This is a genomic window from Pigmentiphaga sp. YJ18 (genome assembly GCF_038066655.1).
Lineage (GTDB): Bacteria > Pseudomonadota > Gammaproteobacteria > Burkholderiales > Burkholderiaceae_B > Pigmentiphaga.
In genome coordinates this window covers 706,865-724,479 of sequence record NZ_JBBUKU010000002.1, presented here as the reverse complement: position 1 = coordinate 724,479, position 17,615 = coordinate 706,865, and the positions used below count along the sequence as shown (strand labels likewise).

Here is a 17,615-nt window from a genome sequence, read left to right as displayed (position 1 = left end):
AAAGCCGGTCTTGACGATGGCCTGGCGGATGAGATCCAGGATTTCTTGTTGGCGTGCGGTCAGCTTGGACATCTCGGGCTCCGTGGCGGGGCGCCCGCCACCGGGTGGCGACGGCGCGTATCGGGCTTCTGTGGTTTTATCCAGTAACTGTATTTTTATACAGTATCGATGCGCGGCGCAAGCGGAAAACGCAACTGTCGCGGGAACGCCAATCCGGCCGCGGGTATCATCGGACTCTCGTCCTCCTGTGCACGCCCGCCATGTCCCTGCCGCGCCTTTGCATCGTCGCCACCGGCGGCACCATCGCCGGGGCCGGCGCCCGTCCCCAGTCCACGATGGCCTATGCCGCCGGCGCGCTGGACGTGGCCGAGCTGTGCGCCCGCGTGCCGGGCCTGGACGAGGCGGCCGGCATCCGGACCGAGCAGTTCGCGGCCATCGACAGCAAGAACGCCACGCCCGCCTTCTGGCAGGCGCTGGCCGCGCGGGTGCAATCCCTGCTGGACGAGGGCCTGGACGGGGTGGTCGTCACCCATGGCACGGACACGCTCGAGGAAACCGCCTACTACCTGCACCTGGTGCTCAAGACCGACAGGCCGGTGGTGCTGGTGGGCGCGATGCGGCCTGCCACCGCGCTGTCTTCCGACGGTCCGCTGAACCTGCTGGACGCGGTCACGGTGGCGGCGCATCCGCAAGCCGCCGGACGCGGCGTGCTGGTGGTGCTGAATCACCAGGTCCTGGGCGCGCGCGACGCGGCCAAGACCAATGCCAACCGGCCCGATGCCTTCACGTCGCCCAACGCGGGCGCCCTGGGCTGGGTCCAGGACGGCCGGGTTGCGTGGATGGGGCGGCCCGAGCGTGCGCACACCCACGCCACGCCGTTCACGGCCGCCACGCCGCTGCCGCCGGTCGAAGTGCTGGCCGGCTATGCCGGCGGTTCGGCCGCGCTGATCCGGGCCGTGGCAGCCACCGGCGCGCGCGGCCTGGTCTGGGCCGGCACCGGCAACGGCTCGGCCAGCGCCGACGCCCAGGAGGCGCTGGACGACTTGGAGCGGGACGGCGTGGCCGTGGTTCGCGCGACCCGCACGGGCAGCGGCTGCGTCGCGGCCTCGGGCGGCCTGCCGGGCGCCGGCACGCTGTCGCCGTGGAAAGCGCGCGTGCTGCTGATGCTGGCGCTGGGCGCCGGCATGGACGACACCCAGGCCGCGTTCGATACCTACTGACGCGCCGGGCAGCGGATCAGAGGTCCAGGACCAGCACGGGCGTGCGCGCGCGCGAGACGCATACGCACACCACATCGCCCGCGGCCCGTTCGCGCGCCGACAGATAGTGGTCGCGATGGTCGGGCTCGCCTTCGGCCACGCTCGTCACGCACATGCCGCATTCCCCGCGCCGGCAGTCGTACAGCGGCTCGATGCCCGCCGCCAGCAGCGCGTCCAGCATGGTCTGGCCGGCCTCGACCCGCACCGTGGTCCCGGAGGCGCGGGCCACGAGGTCGAAGGGCTGGTCGTCGCCCAGCGACAGGGCGCCGGCGAAGAGTTCGTAGTGCACATGCGAGGCCGGCCAGCCGGAGGCGGCCGCGCCCGAGACCACGCCGGCGATCAGCGCCCGGGGACCGCAGACATACAGGTGCCGCCCGGGCCGGTGCTGCGCCAGCAGCCCCGGCAGCGCGTCGCGCAGCGGTTCGGCGTCGTCGTAGTACAGATGGACGGACGCGCCCGTCGCCCGCGCTTCCTCGCGCAAGGCCATGTGGCCCGCGGTGCGGGCCGCGTAGTGCAGCTCGAAGGCTGCCCCCGACCGCCGCAGGCCGCGTGCCATGGAAAGAATGGGCGTGATGCCTATGCCGCCCGCGATGAGCAGGTGTTCCCGCGCCTCGCCGGCCAGCGCGAAGTGATTCGCGGGCGGCAGCACGTCCAGGATGTCGCCGACCTGGCGCGCATGCATCCAGGCCGAGCCGCCGCGGCCGTCGGCGCATCGCAGCACGGCGATCTCGTAGCGGCGCTCGTCGCTGCCGTCACCCAGCAGGGAGTATTCCCGCAGGTCGATGCGGCCGTCGGGCAGCGCGACCTGCACCCGGATGTGCGCGCCCGGCGCGTACCGGGGCAGCGGCCCCGCATCGGGCAGGGCCAGGACGAACCGCCGGATCTCGGACGTAAGCGTCCGCACCTCTTGTATCAAGAGCTTCATGACTGCAATCCTTCCCGTGACAGGATCGAATGGAGGGACGCGGCGAGCGCGAGCAGGTCGCGGTCCCGCCCGCCGTGGCCGACGAGCTGCATGCCGATGGGCAGGCCGTCCGGGGCGCGCAGGCCCGGTACATTCACGCAGGGCGGGCCGAGCAGCGTCCAGACTCGGCAGAAAACCGGATCGCCGGTCGCGTGCAGGCCCAGCGGGGCCGCGCCCGGCGCGCTGGGGACCAGCAGGGCGTCGATGCCGTCCATCAGGCTGGCCAGCTCCTGCCGGGCCGCCTGCGCCAGTCGCTGGGCGGCGGCATAGTCGGCCCGGGAACAGGCCAGGCCTTCTTCGATCAAGCCGCGCAGGGCCGCGCTCAGTTGGTGCCGGTGGTCTTGCCACTCCACGGACAGGCTGCGCGCGGTCTCGAAGGCCATGACGGTCTTCTGGGCCTGCGCGAGCGGCCGCCATGCCTGCGGCAGTTCCAGGCGACGCACCAGGACGCCGGCTTCCCGGCAGCGCCGCTCCGCGTCTTCAAAGGCCCGGGCGCCCGCCGGATCGATGGCCGGCCATTCCCAGGTGCGGCACACGCCCAGGCGAAGCTGTCCGGGCTGGCGGTGCGGGGGCAGGGCGCGATAGGCCTCGCCCGACAGGGCGCTGCGCATCAGTTCCAGGTCGTCGGCGCCGCGCGCCAGCCACCCCAAGGTGTCGAGCGACGGCGAAAGTCCCTTCGCGCCGGCCAGGTCATGGCATCCATGCGTGGCTTTCAGTCCGAACACGCCGCAGTAGGAGGCAGGCCGGATCAGCGAGCCGGCGGTCTGCGAACCGAACGCCAGCGGCACCATGCCGCTGGCCACCGCGGCCGCGGAGCCGCTGGAGGAGCCGCCCGGCGTATGCAGCGGGTTGCACGGATTGGCGGTCGGACCGGGGTTGAAATAGGCGAACTCGGTGGTGACGGTCTTGCCCATCACCACCGCGCCGGCGGCACGCGCGGCCGCCACGCAGGCGGCGTCGGCGCCGGCCAGTCCATCCTCGTAGATGGGAGAGCCGCAGCGGGTGGGGAAATCCTGCGTCAGGAAAATGTCCTTCACCGCCAGCGGGATGCCCGCCAGCGGACCGGCCGCGCCCCGGCCGTCGATGCGGCGCGCCTGCGTGCGCGCATGGCCGGGGTCGATCGCGCGCCAGGCCCGTATCGCGGGTTCGTCGGCCTCGATGCGCGCCAGGCATTGCTCGACGGCGTCCAGGGCGGCGTGCCGGTGTCCGTCGAGGGCGGCGCGCAGTTCGACGGCGAGCGGTGGGAGGGAATGAGTGTCGTCGTTCATGGCATGGAGAGAAGGTTGAGAGAAGCATTGAGCGCATCACGCACGCGCTCGACCAGGGCGGGCAATTCGCGTGCCGCGCGCGCGGCGTGGGTCCGGTGGCGGACAGGGTCCCACCGGATGGCGTGCAGGCTCGCGCCGCGCCGGCGCAGCGCCGACAGCGGAATCGAGATGTCCTGGCCTGGCGCGGCGATGCCCAGCGCCGCCAGCCGCGCGCCATGCCGGGCGCAGCCCAGCGACGCCGGCAGGTGCTGTCCATGGGAGGGATCGAGCACGACGTCGGCGCCGCCATGTTCGCGCAGCAGCACCGGCCAGTCCGTCGTGTACAGCGCGCCGTCGTGCGCGCCGGCCCGCATCGCCCGCCGCATGCCGTCGCGCGTGGCCGTTGCCGCGAGCGGCTGGGCGCCCAGTTCGCGGGACAGCGCCGTCATCAGCAGGCCCCAGGGCGTATCGGCCTCGTGTACCAGCACCGCCTCGCCGGGGCCGGCCAGGCGACGGTCGGCCAGCGTCCACCAGACCACCGGCCACAGCGCGGGCAGCAGCAGGGCGGCACCATCGTCCAGCGCGGCTGGAACGGACAGCGCGCCCTCGACGGCGACGGTCATCCCCGGGACGCTGGTGCCGGGCGCCATCGCGGCCACGCGGGTGCCGGCGGCCGGGCCGCCCGGCGCCTCGCGCAGGACGCGACCCACGACCGGGACGCCGGGTGCCAGCGCCGAAGCCAGGTCCGGCGCTACGCGCCGCACCTCGATCAGGAGGCGTCCCGCGCCGGGGGAAGAGGGGGGAATCCCGGTTGTCATCGATGGCTTTCCTCTGTACCTTGAATCGACTCGTCTGTCCGCCGGCGCGCGTCACCCAGTCCGCGGCCACCATCAGGATCAACCGTGCTCCAGAATGTCCACGGGTCGCCTGACCCCCAGCTCGAAGGCGCGCTGCGGGCGCCCGATTTCTCGCTCAGGCAACTGTCCTATTTCCTGGCCGCCGCGCAGCATCAGTCCGTGCAGCAGGCGGCGCAGGCCTTGCATGTCTCGGCGCCCGCGGTATCGGCCGCGATCGCGCACCTCGAAGCCACGCTGGGCACGCAGTTGTTTCGGCGGCGCCATGCCCGCGGCCTGATCCTGACCGAGTACGGCAGCGCCTTCGCGGTCCAGTGCCGCCGCATCCTGCAGGATGCCTGGGGCCTGGGCAGCGACAGCGTGCTCGAACGCGGCGACCTGCGCGGCCAGGTGCGCGTGGGCTGCCTGACGACCTTCGCGCCTTTCGTGGTGCCGCCGCTGCTGCGCCACGTGCGCGAACAACTGCCCGGCGCCCGCCTGACCTGGAACGAAGGCCACCACGAATACCTGCTCGAAGGGCTGCGCACGGGTTCGCTGGATCTGGCCGTGCTCTACGACTTCGAGATCCCTTCGGGCGTGCAGGTGGTCACGCTGCGCCCCGCGCCGCTGCAGGTGGTGCTGCCGTCCGATCACCGGTTGGCCGCCAAGGGTTCGCTGACCACGGCGGACCTGAACACCGAGCCGCTGGTGTTGCTGGACCTGCCGCGTACCCGCGAATACATGCTGACCGCGTTCAGCTCCAATGGCGTCATGCCCCGCATCGCCCAGGCCGTGTCGTCCATCGGCATGCTGCTGGGCATGGTGGCCGCGGGGCATGGCTTCTCGCTGCTCAACTTCTGTCCGCCCTACGTGCTGCCCGGCGTGGGCAGCATCGTGTCGCGCGCGTTCGAGTCGCATGTGCGTCAACCCAATATCGTGGTGGCGTATTCCTACCGCTATCACTATCCCCGCGTCGCGGCGGCCATCGTCGAGCAGATCTCCGTCCTGGTGGACGACCTGCTCATCCAGGCGCAATGACCGTCAGGGCGCCGAAGCCAACTGGAATGCGCCGCTCTTCACCGTCAGCATGCGTACGCTGTCGGGCTGCGCGCCGAAGTGGTCCGTGGGCCCGTAGGCATAGACGGCGGTGACGCCGACGTAGCGCGTGTCCTTCTCCAGCTCGTCGCGGATCGCCGTGGCGTTGCCGCCGGCCGTCCGCATCGCGTGCAGCAGCAGGTTGGCCGAATCGAAACCGTTGGCGGCGAAGGTCGACGGCGGCTTGCCGTATTTCTGCTGGTAGGCGGCCAGGAAGTCCTGCAACACCTTCTTCTGCGGATCGGCGTCGGACAGCGAGGCCGCCACGTACAGCTTGGAGGACGGCAGCAGGATGCCGTTGGCGGCATCGCCGGCCAGCCGCAGGTAATTGAAGTCATTGGCCGCGTGCGTGACGTACAGCGGCGTGTCGATGCCCAGCGCGCGATGGTTGCGGGTGGCAATGGCCAGGCCCGGCCCCGTGGCCCACAGCACGATGGCCTGCGCCGTGGTGCCGCGCAGCTTGGCCAGTTGCGGCGTCATGTCGGTATCGGCGTTGCCGAAGGTCTCGCTGGCGACCACCTCGATGCCGTACTGGCCCGCCAGCGCGGCCAGCGTGTCGCGGCCGTTGGTGCCGAAGGCCACGTCCGAGTTCAGCATGGCCACGCGCTTGATGCCGCGCCCCTGCATGTCCTGCAGCATGACCGTCTGCACGATCTGGTCGGTCAGCGGGGCGATGAAGACGTAGCGGCGCTTCTCGGGCGGCAGCACGATGCCGCGGCTGGCGCCGTTGGCGATCATCGGGACGCGGGCCCGTTCGAACACGTCGGCCACAGCGAAGTTCGACCCCGAGCTGCTGGGGCCGATCACGGCCGAGACTTTTTCCTGCGACAGCAGCCGGCGCGCGCCGGAGACGGTCTTGGTGTTGTCGCTTTCACTGTTCAGGTTGACCAGCGACACCTTGCGGCCGCCGATGCCGCCGCGCGCGTTCAGTTGTTCGACCGCCAGTTGCGCGCCCTCCAGCGTGGGCTGCCCCAGCGAGGCGACGGCGCCCGAGGTTTCCAGCAATGCGCCTATCTTGAGTTCCTGGGCGGCGGCGGGAAGAGCGGACAGGGCGGCAAGGGCGACGACTGCGTATTTCCAGAGCTTCATAGGGACTCCCCTTGGGGGTTGCTGGGTTGGATGTGCGACAGCGCCTGGAGGAAGGGATCCGGCGCGGCTTGCCAGATGCCTCCTCCGAGACGTCCGTGTAGGCCCCGGACGTCGAGTATGCCCAGGGCGACCACCGGGGTCTTGCCGGTATCGGCCACTTTGCGGGCGGACAGCCCCATGCGCGGGGCGGTCAGATTCATGGCGGGGTGCGGGCCCATCAGCAGCGAGGCGGCCAGCACGTCGGAAGGCTCGGGCATGAACGCCGCCAGCGCGCGCTGCTGTTCGGGTGAGTAGGAGATGGCCATTCCTCCCAGGCCCAGCGCCTCGACCACGGCGCTGTCGCCGATGGCGGGCAGGGCGTCGCCGGCGCTGTGGCCGGGCGCCAGCGTTCCTCGTGGCGGCAGGGCGGGCTGGGTGATCCACGTGCCCGGCCGTCCCGCGACCTGGATGCCGACCCGCACGCCGTTGCCGCCCATGGCGGTGACCAGGCTGGCCCCGGCAACGCCCTCGGCCGCCGACAGGATGAGCTTGGCGGCGGCCATCCACAGGTTCAGGAAAAAGCCGGGCGACTCGTCCAGGTAGCGCCAGGCCTGCTCGGCCTCGCCGGCAAGCGAGGCCGCACGCAGCCGCTCGGCCAGGATGGCCGTGCCGGCGGCGGTGCGGCCGTGGCAGTCGTCCCCGCGCGACAGCGCGAGATCGGCGATCGCCAGCAGGTCCAGGCCGGACTCGCAGCCGGCGCGCACCTTGTCCGCGAACGCGCCGTTGAGCCAGCGCAGGTGCTGCACGACCTCGGGCCGCGGCAGTCCCAGGCGCATGGGCCACGCATTGCCGCCATTCAGGGGGGCGAAGCAGCGGCGGCCGCTGGCCTGGTCGTCGACCACCTGCACCATCTGGCTGGGCGACAGCATGCCGGCCAGGGGCACGACGCAGTGGAAATCCTGCGCCGGCCGCAGCGCGATCTGGCCACCGCGCAACGCGTACAGCGCGCCGGCCCGGTCCTGGGCCCACCCCTCGAACAGGGCGGCGTTCACGGCGGAATTGAGCACCGGCTCGGGCACCTCGCGCATATCGGCGAAAGGCGGTCCCGCATGCAGCAGCGTGCGTTCCGGATAGTCGAAGACGGAGGCCGCGGGCAGCAGCCCCGTCAGCACGGGACGCACGGCCATCATCGCGGCGAAGGCCGCGGCGTCGGCCTGGTTGGCAGGCTTCGCGTTCATGCGCTCAGCCTCCGTTCCTCGCCGTTCCAGCCCAGGTAGGCGTCGCCGATGTCGTCGCGGCGCAGCAGGTTCGCGCTGCTGTCCTCGGCGGCCAGGCGGCCGTTGACCAGCACATAGCCGCGATCCGAGACCTGCAAGGCCGCGCGGGCATTCTGTTCGATCAGCAGGATGGACAGGCCGCGTTCGGTCAGGCGGGGCAGCGACTCCAGGATCTCGCGCGCAACCTGCGGCGCGAGCCCGAACGAAGGTTCGTCCAGCATCAGCAGGCGCGGGCCGCTCATCAATGCGCGGCCGATGGCCAGCATCTGCCCCTCGCCGCCGGACAGCGTGCCGGCTGGCTGGCGCAGGCGCTCGGCCAGGCGCGGGAACAGGGCGGTGACTTCCTCCATGGTCCTGCGCATCGCCTCGGCCGTCTCGCGGCGCGGCGCCAGCAACTGCAGCACGCCCGCGCGCCGCACGCGCGGATAGAAGCCCATCATCAGGTTCTCCTCCACGCTCAGGCTGGGAAACAAAGACCGCCCCTCGGGCGCCAGCGCGATGCCCAGGCCCGCGCGCAGCTCGGGCGCGACGCGCGACAGGTCGCGCTGTTCGAACATCAGCCGGCCCGCGTGCGGCCGCACCTGGCCCACGATGGCCTTGAGCAGCGTGGACTTGCCGGCGCCGTTGGCGCCGATCAGCGACACGATCTCGCCTTCGCGCACGTGCAGGCTGACGTCGACCAGCGCCTCCAGCGCGCCGTAGCGCACCGACAGCTTTTCCAGCGCGAGAGCGGTGCGCGCCTGTCCGGACGGCGCGGCGCTGCGCAGCCCTGCGGGGATCTCGGTATTGCCCAGGTAGGCCGCCACCACGCGCGGGTCGGCCCGGACCTCGGCCGCTTCGCCGCGGGCCAGCACGCGCCCGTGGTGCAGCACGACGATGCGCTCGGCCAGCTTGCCGACGAAGGCCAGGTCGTGTTCGACGAACACCACCGTGATGCCGCGCCCGCGTATGTTCAGGATGGCCTTGGCCAGCATGTCCTTTTCGGTGCCGTTGAGCCCGGCGCCGGGTTCGTCCAGGTACAGCAGCTCGGCGCCCGAGGCCAGGGCCCGCGCCACCGCCAGCAGGCGCTGCTGTCCGGCGGTCAGTTGCGAGGCCGAGGCGTCGGCCATCGAGGCCAGTCCCACCGCTTCCAGGTGGCGGGCGGCCAGGCGGGGCAGGTCGGCCGCGCCGCCGGTCTTCCAGCCCAGGCCGGCCAGGCCCGCGCCAAAGCCGCTGCGCGCGCCGCGCACGCCGGCGGCCATGACGTTCTCGCGCACGGTCAGGCCGGTCAGGATCTCGGCCGCCTGGAAGGTGCGGGCCAGGCCACGGGCGTTGATCTCATGGTCGGGCAGGCCGGTTACGTCCTCGCCCTTGAAGCGCACGCGTCCGCGATCGGGCCGCAAGGTTCCGGAGATGACGTTCAGCAGGGTGGACTTGCCGGCGCCGTTGGGGCCGATCAGGGCCAGGATCTCGCCGCGACGCACATCGAACGATACGGCGTCCAGGGCCTGCAGGCCGCCGAAACGGATGGCGACGTCCTCGACTTCCAGCAGGGGGGAAGGGGTCTGGGTCATGCCTTGGCCTCGATGATGGAGGAAACCTTGCGCTTGTCCGCGGCGCGGCGGCGCAGGAAGGCGCGCACCGCCTCGCCCGCCTTGCAGCGCGGGTACAGCATGGTGGCGATCAGGAGCAGGCCGTAGATCACGACGTCCAGGCTGCCGAAGGACTTCAGGCCTTCGCTGACCAGCACGACGAAGAACACGCCGCCCAGCACGCGCCAGGTGCCGGTGAAGCCGCTCAGCGCGACGATCAGCAGCAGCTTGATCGAATACGCGACGTTGAACGGATCCGGGCTGATGTAGCCCATCCAGAACGTGTAGAGCGCGCCGGACAGTCCGGCCAGCGCCCCGCTGGCGGCCATCACCGCGCGCTTGACGCGGTCCGGGGCGATGCCGATCGAACCGGCCACGCGCTCGTTCTCGCCGACCACGCGCAGCGCCAGTCCGAAGGGCGAGCGGATCAGGTTGTCGGCCAGGATCAGCGCGGCGCCGGCGGCGATCCAGCCCACGATGAAGAAAGCCTGGTCGGAAGCAAGCTCGATGCCGCCGATATGCAGGGTCGTGCCGACGGAGATGCCGTCCGGGCCGCCGGTGACGGGCTTCCATTCGGCCAGCACGGTATGCACGATCATGCCCAGCGCCAGGGTCGCCATGGCCAGGTGGTGTCCCCGAAGGCGAAACACCAATCGGCCCACGGCCCAGGCCGAGACGGCGGACAACGCGGTCGCGGCCGCCACCGCCAGCCAGGGGTCGAGCCCCAGACGTTCGGAGGCGATGGCGGCGGCGTAGGCGCCGATGCCGACGAAGGCCGCGTGGCCCAGCGACACCTGCCCGCAGTGCCCGACCAGCAGCGCCAGGCCGACGGCGGGCAGGGCGAACAGCGCGCACACCACGAACAGGTTCAGCACGTAGTTGTTGCCGAACAGGAAGACCAGGGCCAGCAGGCCGGTCAGCGCGAGCGGAGGCAGGCTTTTCATCGCTTCACCATGTCGAATTCGCCGAACAGGCCGCCAGGGCGGGCCACGAGGAACAACAGCAGGAGCACGAAGGCGATGGCGTTCTTGAAGCCGGAGCTGAGATAGCCGGCCGAGAAGGCCTCCAGCAGGCCGAGGAAGATGCCGCCCACGGCAGCGCCCACCGGATTGCCGAAACCGCCGATGATGCAGGCGACGAAGCCCTTGATGCCCAGGGCCGCGCCGCTGTCGTACTGCATGAGCGCGATGGGGGCGATGATGATGCCGGCGATCGCGCCCACGGTGCCCGACAGGAAAAAGCCCAGGGCCCGCATGGCTCCGGAGGGAATGCCCATCAGCGAGGCGGCCTGCGGATTCATCGCACAGGCGCGGAAGGTGCGCCCGAGGTAGGTGCGGGTCAGGAACAGATAGAGCAGGGCCATCAGGACCACGCTGGTGCCCAGCACCCAGAACACCTGGGGCGGCACGGACACCCCGCCCAGGTGGACCGAGGCCGAGCCCGAGAACGCCGGCAGCGCATGCGCGTCCGTGCCCCAGGCCACGACGGCCGAACCCTGCAATACCACGCTGACGCCTATCGTGAGGATGATGCCGCGCAGCGCGTCGCCGCCGACCGGCCGCAGCGCGTAGCGCTCGATGGCCATGCCCAGCAGGCCCACCAGCAGCACGCAGCATGCCGCGGCGGCCAGCAGCGGCACGCCGGCGGCCAGCAGCGTCGAGGTGCCGAGCGCCGCCAGCATCGCCGACTCGCCCTGGGCGAAGTTGACGATGTTGGTGACGTTGTAGACGGCGGTGAAGCCGATGGCGATGAGGCCGTAGATGCAGCCCACCACCAGTCCCGAGACGAGGTATTGCAGGAATTCGGTCATTACGGCGTCCCCCTGGCGGCATCGCCCGCCGGCATTTCCATCCACGATTCCGAGAAGGCCAGGAACGCCGAGCTCTTCTTGCCGCCATCGAAATTGCGGGTGGTGACACGGCCGCGCAGGGGCCGTCCGTTCACGGTGATGCCGGCGCTGGCCGCGTCGATGAACAGGCTGTACATCTCATGCCGCTGCGTCGGCCCTTTTTCGGGCGGCATGTCCACGGCATAGGGCTCGGTCAGACCGTCCCAGGTCATGACCACTTCCAGTTCCGCCGAGCGCAGGATCTCCTGGTAGCGCGACCGGGTGTCGCCGGCGGAGCGGGCTTCCAGCAGCGGCAGGTAGCTCACGGCCTGCGTGCCCGCCGACACCCGGAACGAGGCGAACTTCGAGAAGAAGCCGGCCATCAGGTAGCGGGCCAGCGGTTCGTTGTCGGTGATGCAGACGTTGCAGGCACGGGGCAGGGTGGCGGCCTCGTCGGGCTGCTCGAGCAGCAGCACGCCGCGGCCCAGCCCGAAGGGCGAGTAGTTGATGCGGAAGTAGGTGGCCAGGCCGGTCCAGGGGCCGTCGTCGGTTTCCTTCAGATAGATGCCAGGGTTGTCTCCGGTCCATGCGACCTTGCCGGGATGGATGGGGGATTGCATGCTTTCGATCCTGTAGGAGTGGGGGAAAGACGGAATCACTCGGTGGTCGCCGCCTGGCGCGCGGCGAACTCCCGGATGCGGTGGCGGATCTGCTCCGCACGGTCGAGCGCCTCGTGGTGCTCGCCCTTGACGATGATGTCGGTCACGGCCTTGCCGATGTCGCGCACGCAGGCGCGGTCGTCGCCGTCCTGCACCGGCGGCACCGTGACCACGGTGTCATGGGCGTAGGTCGGGATGGCGCCGTTGGCCCGCAGGGGCGAGACCGCGAGCGCCTGGCCCTCGGCGGCCTTGCGCGCCTCGCGCCGCAGCAGTTGCCGCAGCATCGCGACGCCGCGGTCGCAGCGCGTCAGGTTCTCCAGTCCGTGGACGGCGATGGAGCGCTGCGAGATCTGGGCGTCGTAGTCGCCCGGCATGCGCTGGCGGTCCTCATAGGCGCGCTCGCCGTTCTGGCCGAAGAAGTCCACGCTTTCGACGCCGCACAGGCTTTCGTCGGCGATGCCGCGCGGGTCGGCGTCCGGGTGGAAGTGCCGCCAGCCGATGATGCGGCAGGTGTGGTTGTCGATGGGCGTGGTCCAGCGCGTAATGGCCACGCGGGCGAATTCCTTGGGCTCCAGACCGTCTTCCCAGATGTGGCCGACCTGCGCCAGGTTGGGAAGAATGATGTCGTTCGAGCGCACCCAGACCTTGTCGTTCCAGCGGCGCGAGGTCACGTAGACCATGCCGGCGGGCGTGGGGACGAAGTCCATTTCGGGCAGCTCGCCCCAGGCGTCCGAGAACTGCGTGAAGCTGATGCGCGTGTGCAGGAACACCGCGTGGGCCGGGTCCATCACGTTTTCGTGCACCTGCAGCCAGTTGCACGGATAGGTGATGCAGTAGGGCACCAGCCGGTCGCCGGCTATGTCGTAGGTGTCGTACAGCGGGAACTCGGGCAGCCGGTCCGGCGGGCCGAAGTAGCCGAAGATGATGCCGCGGTATTCCTTGAGCGGATAGGCGCCGTGGCAGATGTTGAAGCGCAGCCGCGAATCGGGCGGGTCTCCCGGGGTCTCCAGGATGCGGCCGTCCACGCCGAACAGCCAGCCGTGGTAACAGCAGCGCAGTCCCTGGTCCTCGCACACGCCGAACTCCAGCGACGTGCCGCGATGGCTGCAGTGCTTTTCCAACAGGCCGGGCTCGCCGCCGCGGGTGCGGAACAGCACCAGCTCTTCGCCGAACATGCGCACGGCGACGGGCAGTTCGCCCAGTTCCTGCGACAAGGCCACGGGTTGCCAGAAGCGGCGCAGGTATTCGCCCATGGGCGAACCCTTTTCCACGTGCGTGAGTTCGGCGTTCTCGGCCGCGGCGTGGTCCCTTTCGTAGGCGGAATAGGGGTGGGTCAGGACGGCTTTCTTTTCCATATCGCTTGCAGGTGGTTGCGGGGATATGGAGGCCACTCTACGGAAGACGCCTGGTACGCGAAAATAATTAAAACGGCGTGACGGTTCAGTTTTTCCGAAGCAGCACCAGAAACGGTCCCGGATGGGCCGGCGCGGTGCGTCCGTGCCCGGAAACGGGCCCGAAAACCACGCCGGATGGCCGCTTGGGGGCCGTTGGGTTGCTTTTTGCCCCTGCGCCAGCGATAATAGAGGGCTTGATTTTTGGCGGAAGCTATTTTTTCGCCAGATTGATCCCTTGTCCGACTCTAGACGCTTGAGCGGACTTGCGCCTACAGCGGGCCCATCCGGACGCCCGCGGGACCATCCACAAGGAGCTTCGATGCGTCACTATGAAGTAGTTTTCATCGTTCACCCGGACCAGAGCGAGCAGGTTCCGGCCATGGTCGACCGTTACAAGTCGCTGATCACCAGCCAGGGCGGCACGATACACCGTCTGGAAGACTGGGGCCGCCGCCAGCTGGCGTACCCGATCCAGAAGCTCGTCAAGGCTCACTACGTGTGCATGAACATCGAGTGCGGCCAACCCACGCTGGACGAACTCGAACACGCTTTCCGCTACAACGATGCCGTGCTGCGCCATCTCGTCGTCAAGATGAAGAAGGCCGAGACCGCCCCGTCGCCGATGATGAAGATCGTCGAGCGCGAGGAGGCCCGCAAGGTGTCCACCGAAGCCACCCCCGCCGAGGCCTGAGCCCCGGCTGGACTGGCATGAGGTCGATGCCCAGGACGACACGGCGTTGAACAAGGTTCATCTGACCGCCCAGGTGGTCGAGTGCAAGCCGCTCAGGTATACCCCGGCCGGAATTCCGGTGCTGGAACTGGCGCTTGCCCATGAATCCGAGTTGATCGAAGGCGGGAGGCCCCGCCGGGTCGAAATGCTCGTCAACGCAGTCGTCGTCGGCGATCTGGCCGGCAGGCTCGAGCGCGAAGCGCTGGGCCGGTCGATACGGATCGAAGGGTTCCTGGCACCGACCCGGAAAGGTTCAAGCAGACTGAGGCTGCACATCCAGCAGGCCGCCATCGCCCGAGAGGGCGACGAAGGCGGGCCGGCAGGGCAGCCCCAGGTGTGAAACGGATTGAATACCCAAGAGGTACATCATGGCCGCATTCGGCAAACGCAAGGAAAAGAAGAAGTTTGGTCAACAGAATCCGCTGTTCAAGCGCCGCAAGTTCTGCCGCTTCACGGCAGCCGGCGTCGACCAGATCGATTACAAGGACATCGAAGTCCTCCGTGACTTCATCCAGGAAAACGGCAAGATCATTCCTGCCCGCCTGACCGGCACCAAGGCGCACTACCAGCGCCAGCTCGACACGGCTATCAAGCGCGCCCGCTTCCTGGCGCTCTTGGCCTACACCGACAACCACAATTGATTGCCGGGAGAGACCATCATGCAAATCATCTTGCTCGAAAAAGTCGTCAACCTCGGCAACCTGGGTGACGTCGTCCGCGTGAAGAACGGCTATGCCCGTAACTTCCTGATTCCCCAGAAAATGGCCAAGCGCGCCACCGACGCCGCGCTGAAAGAGTTCGAAGCGCGCCGCGCCGAACTCGAGAAGATCCAGGCCGACAAGCTGGCCGCCGCGCAAGCCGTGGCCCAGCGCCTGGAAGGCTACTCGGTGTCCGTCAGCCAGAAGGCGGGTGTGGACGGCCGTCTGTTCGGTTCGGTCACGAACTTCGACGTTGCCTCCGCGCTGAAGCAGGCGGGCTTCGAGTCGGTCGAGAAGGGCATGGTTCGCCTGCCCAACGGCCCGCTCAAGACCATCGGCGAATTCCCGCTGGAAGTCGGCCTGCACACCGACGTCGTGGCCAACATCACGGTGGTCGTGGTCGGCGAAACCGCCTGACGCCTTTCCGGCCGCTCGTCGCCGAGCCGGCCGGACGTCCACCGCCGGGGCTCCCTTCCTCGAAGGGCCCGGCACAGGAACCCTCCATTTCTTCGCGGAATGGGGGGTTCTTTTTTCAGGGTCGACCCTGGCTCGCACGCACCGCTTCCTCTTGCGTCCAGCCGGGCTAAACTGTCGTGGGCCGGCATTCCCGCCGTCCATGCTCGAACACCAGGTTTACCGCTTCTATGAATTCGCCCGCCGATCCCCAACTCGAGTCCCTGCGCGTCCCGCCTCACTCGGTGGAGGCGGAGCAATCGGTGCTGGGCGGCCTCTTGCTGGACAACGCCGCCTGGGACCGCGTCGCGGACCTCATCAAGGAAGACGATTTCTACCGCTACGACCACAGGCTGATCTGGCAGCAGATGGCCAAGCTGATCGGGCTGGCGCGTCCCGCCGACGTCGTGACGACGCACGAGTCGCTCCAGACCGCGGGCAAGGCGGAAGAGGCGGGCGGGCTGGCCTACCTGAACTCGCTGGCGCAGAACACGCCGTCGGCCGCCAACATCCGGCGCTATGCGGAAATCGTGCGCGACCGCGCGGTGCTGCGCCGGCTGGTCACCGTGTCCGACGAGATCTCGGCCGCCGCCTTCAGCCCCCAGGGCAAGGACACGCGGCAGCTGCTGGACGAGGCGGAATCGAAGATCTTCAAGATCGCGGAAGAGGGCGCGCGCGGCAGCGCCGGCTTCCTGTCGCTGCAGCCGCTGCTGACCCAGGTGGTCGAGCGCATCGACGAGCTCTACCACCGCGACAGCACCTCGGACGTCACGGGCGTGCCCACGGGGTTCTCCGACCTCGACAAGATGACCTCGGGGCTGCAGCCGGGCGACATGGTCGTGGTGGCTGGCCGCCCCTCCATGGGCAAGACCGCCTTCTCGGTCAACATCGGCGAGCACGTGGCGGTGGAAGAGGGCCTGCCGGTGGCGATATTTTCCATGGAAATGGGCGCCTCGCAGCTGGCCATGCGCGTGCTGGGCTCGGTCGGCCGCCTGGACCAGCAGCGCCTGCGCACGGGCAAGCTGCTGGACGAGGACTGGCCCAAGCTGACGCACGCCATCCAGAAGATGCAGGACACCCAGCTCTACATCGACGAGACGCCCGCGCTCAGCCCCATGGAACTGCGTTCGCGCGCCCGCCGCCTGGCCCGCCAGTGCGGCCAGCTGGGCCTGATCATCATCGACTACCTGCAGCTGATGTCGGGCAATGGCGGCGGCGGCAGCGAGAACCGGGCGTCCGAGCTGTCGGAAATCAGCCGCTCGATGAAGGGCCTGGCCAAGGAACTGAACTGCCCCCTGATCGCGCTTTCCCAGCTCAACCGCGGCCTGGAACAGCGCCCCAACAAGCGCCCGGTGATGAGCGACCTGCGGGAATCCGGCGCCATCGAACAGGACGCGGACGTGATCATCTTCCTGTACCGCGACGAGGTTTACAACCCCGACACCCCCGACAAGGGCACGGCCGAGATCATCATCGGTAAGCAGCGTAACGGCCCGATTGGTACCGTTCGCTTGACCTGGCAAGGCATGTACACGAAGTTCCAGAATTTCTCGGGCAACGCGTTCGTCGATTCTGACTATTAGTTAGAGCCCCCCCGTACGCGCTGACGCGCGCCCCCCAGGGGGCGAAACCGGCGGACTGGCAAAGCCAGATCCGCGGTTTCCTGGGTCTGGGGAAAACATCTTGGTTTACTGCGCTGGTGCTACCGATGGCAGCCAGCGACAGCAACGGTGCAACGACTCCAGATAACGGCGCTAGAGTCGGGATGCGGTGGATCCGGCTTCGCCGGTCCACCCGCATCGCCCCCTGGGGGGCGCGCGAAGCGCGTAGGGGGGTGCTACACTCTCGCGGTTTTTTAACACGTCATGTAACTGTCACGTGGCGTACTGCGAGGACGTGATGTTTGGACGCTTGATGCCCAAAGAGGGCCGCTTTTTCGATCTGTTCACGGCGCATGCCGATCTGTCGCGCCAGGGCAGCCGGGAACTGGCGGCACTGATGGCCGACCTGGGCCAGGCCGAGGAACGGGTCAAGAACATCGAGACGCTGGAGAAGAAGGCCGACAAGGTCACCCACGACACGGTGGATCTGCTGCACAAGACCTTCATCACGCCGCTGGACCGGGACCAGATCCACAACCTCATCACGACCATGGACGACATCCTGGACCTGATGGAGGACGCGGCCCAGTGCATCACCCTTTATGACATCCGCTCGGTCACGCCGGACGCCCGCGCGCTGGCCGACATCGGGGTGCAGTGCTGCGACCGGCTGCACATGGTGGTGAGCCTGCTGCACAACCTGAACGACACGGCCAGCATCATGAAGATCTGCGAAGAAATCGACCGGCTGGAGTCGGACGCGGACCGGGTCATGCGCCGAGGCATGGGCCGCCTGTTCCGCGACGAGGCCGACACCCGCCAGTTGATCAAGATGAAGGCAATCTACGAATTGCTGGAAGAAATCACCGACAAGTGCGAGGACGTCGCGAACCTGATCGAAGGCATCGTCCTGGAAAACGCCTAGTCGGAAGGATTTC

General features: G+C 69.0%; 19 protein-coding genes. 8 read left to right on the top strand and 11 right to left on the bottom strand.

The window, feature by feature from the left end:
* A partial coding sequence (locus WKR98_RS17185; protein WP_445936122.1) for a LexA family protein occupies positions 1-72 on the bottom strand: 72 nt, incomplete at its 3' end.
* 188 nt (positions 73-260) lie between these two features.
* Here WKR98_RS17185 and WKR98_RS17180 point away from each other — a divergent pair.
* Positions 261-1,220, top strand: a complete 960-nt coding sequence (locus WKR98_RS17180) for an asparaginase (RefSeq protein WP_124689490.1) — start codon at positions 261-263, stop codon at positions 1,218-1,220.
* A 16-nt stretch (positions 1,221-1,236) separates the two neighbouring features.
* On the opposite strand, the gene WKR98_RS17175 is transcribed toward WKR98_RS17180, so the two are convergent.
* The 3 genes from WKR98_RS17175 to WKR98_RS17165 are packed head-to-tail and all read right to left on the bottom strand — an operon-like array spanning position 1,237 to position 4,288.
* Positions 1,237-2,184 (bottom strand): PDR/VanB family oxidoreductase, encoded by a 948-nt coding sequence (locus WKR98_RS17175; protein ID WP_341434180.1) that lies wholly within the window; start codon positions 2,182-2,184, stop codon positions 1,237-1,239.
* Positions 2,181-3,491, bottom strand: coding sequence for an amidase (locus WKR98_RS17170; protein ID WP_341434179.1), 1,311 nt, complete (start codon positions 3,489-3,491; stop codon positions 2,181-2,183). Before WKR98_RS17170 ends, WKR98_RS17175 begins: the two co-directional genes overlap by 4 nt.
* Entirely contained in the window at positions 3,488-4,288 is an 801-nt protein-coding gene (locus WKR98_RS17165) for a zinc-binding dehydrogenase (RefSeq protein WP_341434178.1), read from the bottom strand. Before WKR98_RS17165 ends, WKR98_RS17170 begins: the two co-directional genes overlap by 4 nt.
* A gap of 84 nt (positions 4,289-4,372) precedes the next feature.
* On the opposite strand from WKR98_RS17165, the gene WKR98_RS17160 reads away from it, so the two are divergent.
* On the top strand, positions 4,373-5,341 hold the full coding sequence (locus WKR98_RS17160; protein WP_238160392.1) for a LysR family transcriptional regulator: 969 nt from the start codon (positions 4,373-4,375) through the stop codon (positions 5,339-5,341).
* A gap of 3 nt (positions 5,342-5,344) precedes the next feature.
* On the opposite strand, the gene WKR98_RS17155 is transcribed toward WKR98_RS17160, so the two are convergent.
* The 7 genes from WKR98_RS17155 to WKR98_RS17125 are packed head-to-tail and all read right to left on the bottom strand — an operon-like array spanning position 5,345 to position 13,156.
* Positions 5,345-6,487, bottom strand: a complete 1,143-nt coding sequence (locus tag WKR98_RS17155; RefSeq protein WP_124689494.1) for an ABC transporter substrate-binding protein — start codon at positions 6,485-6,487, stop codon at positions 5,345-5,347.
* Entirely contained in the window at positions 6,484-7,704 is a 1,221-nt protein-coding gene (locus WKR98_RS17150; RefSeq protein WP_124689495.1) for a DUF1116 domain-containing protein, read from the bottom strand. The genes WKR98_RS17155 and WKR98_RS17150 overlap by 4 nt, the downstream gene beginning before the upstream one ends.
* Positions 7,701-9,296: an ATP-binding cassette domain-containing protein gene (locus WKR98_RS17145; protein ID WP_341434177.1), complete on the bottom strand. Its 1,596-nt coding sequence runs from the start codon at positions 9,294-9,296 to the stop codon at positions 7,701-7,703. Before WKR98_RS17145 ends, WKR98_RS17150 begins: the two co-directional genes overlap by 4 nt.
* Positions 9,293-10,258, bottom strand: a complete 966-nt coding sequence (locus tag WKR98_RS17140) for a branched-chain amino acid ABC transporter permease (protein ID WP_124689497.1) — start codon at positions 10,256-10,258, stop codon at positions 9,293-9,295. Before WKR98_RS17140 ends, WKR98_RS17145 begins: the two co-directional genes overlap by 4 nt.
* The gene (locus WKR98_RS17135) at positions 10,255-11,124 is read right to left on the bottom strand and encodes a branched-chain amino acid ABC transporter permease (protein WP_124689498.1); all 870 of its coding nucleotides are present in this window, start codon (positions 11,122-11,124) and stop codon (positions 10,255-10,257) included. Before WKR98_RS17135 ends, WKR98_RS17140 begins: the two co-directional genes overlap by 4 nt.
* On the bottom strand, positions 11,124-11,762 hold the full coding sequence (locus tag WKR98_RS17130) for a hypothetical protein (protein WP_124689499.1): 639 nt from the start codon (positions 11,760-11,762) through the stop codon (positions 11,124-11,126). Before WKR98_RS17130 ends, WKR98_RS17135 begins: the two co-directional genes overlap by 1 nt.
* A 35-nt stretch (positions 11,763-11,797) precedes the next feature.
* A complete protein-coding gene (locus WKR98_RS17125; protein ID WP_341434176.1) occupies positions 11,798-13,156 on the bottom strand; it encodes an aromatic ring-hydroxylating dioxygenase subunit alpha in 1,359 nt (452 codons plus the stop codon).
* Between the two features lie 358 nt (positions 13,157-13,514).
* Here WKR98_RS17125 and rpsF point away from each other — a divergent pair, with 358 nt between their 5' ends.
* The 6 genes from rpsF (at position 13,515) to WKR98_RS17095 (ending at position 17,602) form a co-directional block, all read left to right on the top strand.
* Entirely contained in the window at positions 13,515-13,886 is a 372-nt protein-coding gene (gene rpsF, locus WKR98_RS17120; protein ID WP_124689501.1) for a 30S ribosomal protein S6, read from the top strand.
* Between the two features lie 46 nt (positions 13,887-13,932).
* Positions 13,933-14,265, top strand: a complete 333-nt coding sequence (priB, locus tag WKR98_RS17115) for a primosomal replication protein N (RefSeq protein ID WP_124689502.1) — start codon at positions 13,933-13,935, stop codon at positions 14,263-14,265.
* Between the two features lie 28 nt (positions 14,266-14,293).
* The gene (gene rpsR / locus WKR98_RS17110) at positions 14,294-14,566 is read left to right on the top strand and encodes a 30S ribosomal protein S18 (protein ID WP_087780204.1); all 273 of its coding nucleotides are present in this window, start codon (positions 14,294-14,296) and stop codon (positions 14,564-14,566) included.
* A gap of 18 nt (positions 14,567-14,584) precedes the next feature.
* A complete protein-coding gene (rplI, locus tag WKR98_RS17105) occupies positions 14,585-15,040 on the top strand; it encodes a 50S ribosomal protein L9 (protein ID WP_124689503.1) in 456 nt (151 codons plus the stop codon).
* Positions 15,041-15,267: 227 nt separating this feature from the next.
* The gene (locus WKR98_RS17100) at positions 15,268-16,659 is read left to right on the top strand and encodes a replicative DNA helicase (RefSeq protein ID WP_124689504.1); all 1,392 of its coding nucleotides are present in this window, start codon (positions 15,268-15,270) and stop codon (positions 16,657-16,659) included.
* 316 nt (positions 16,660-16,975) lie between these two features.
* A complete protein-coding gene (locus WKR98_RS17095; protein ID WP_124689505.1) occupies positions 16,976-17,602 on the top strand; it encodes a DUF47 domain-containing protein in 627 nt (208 codons plus the stop codon).
* The last annotated feature ends 13 nt before the right edge of the window (positions 17,603-17,615 follow it).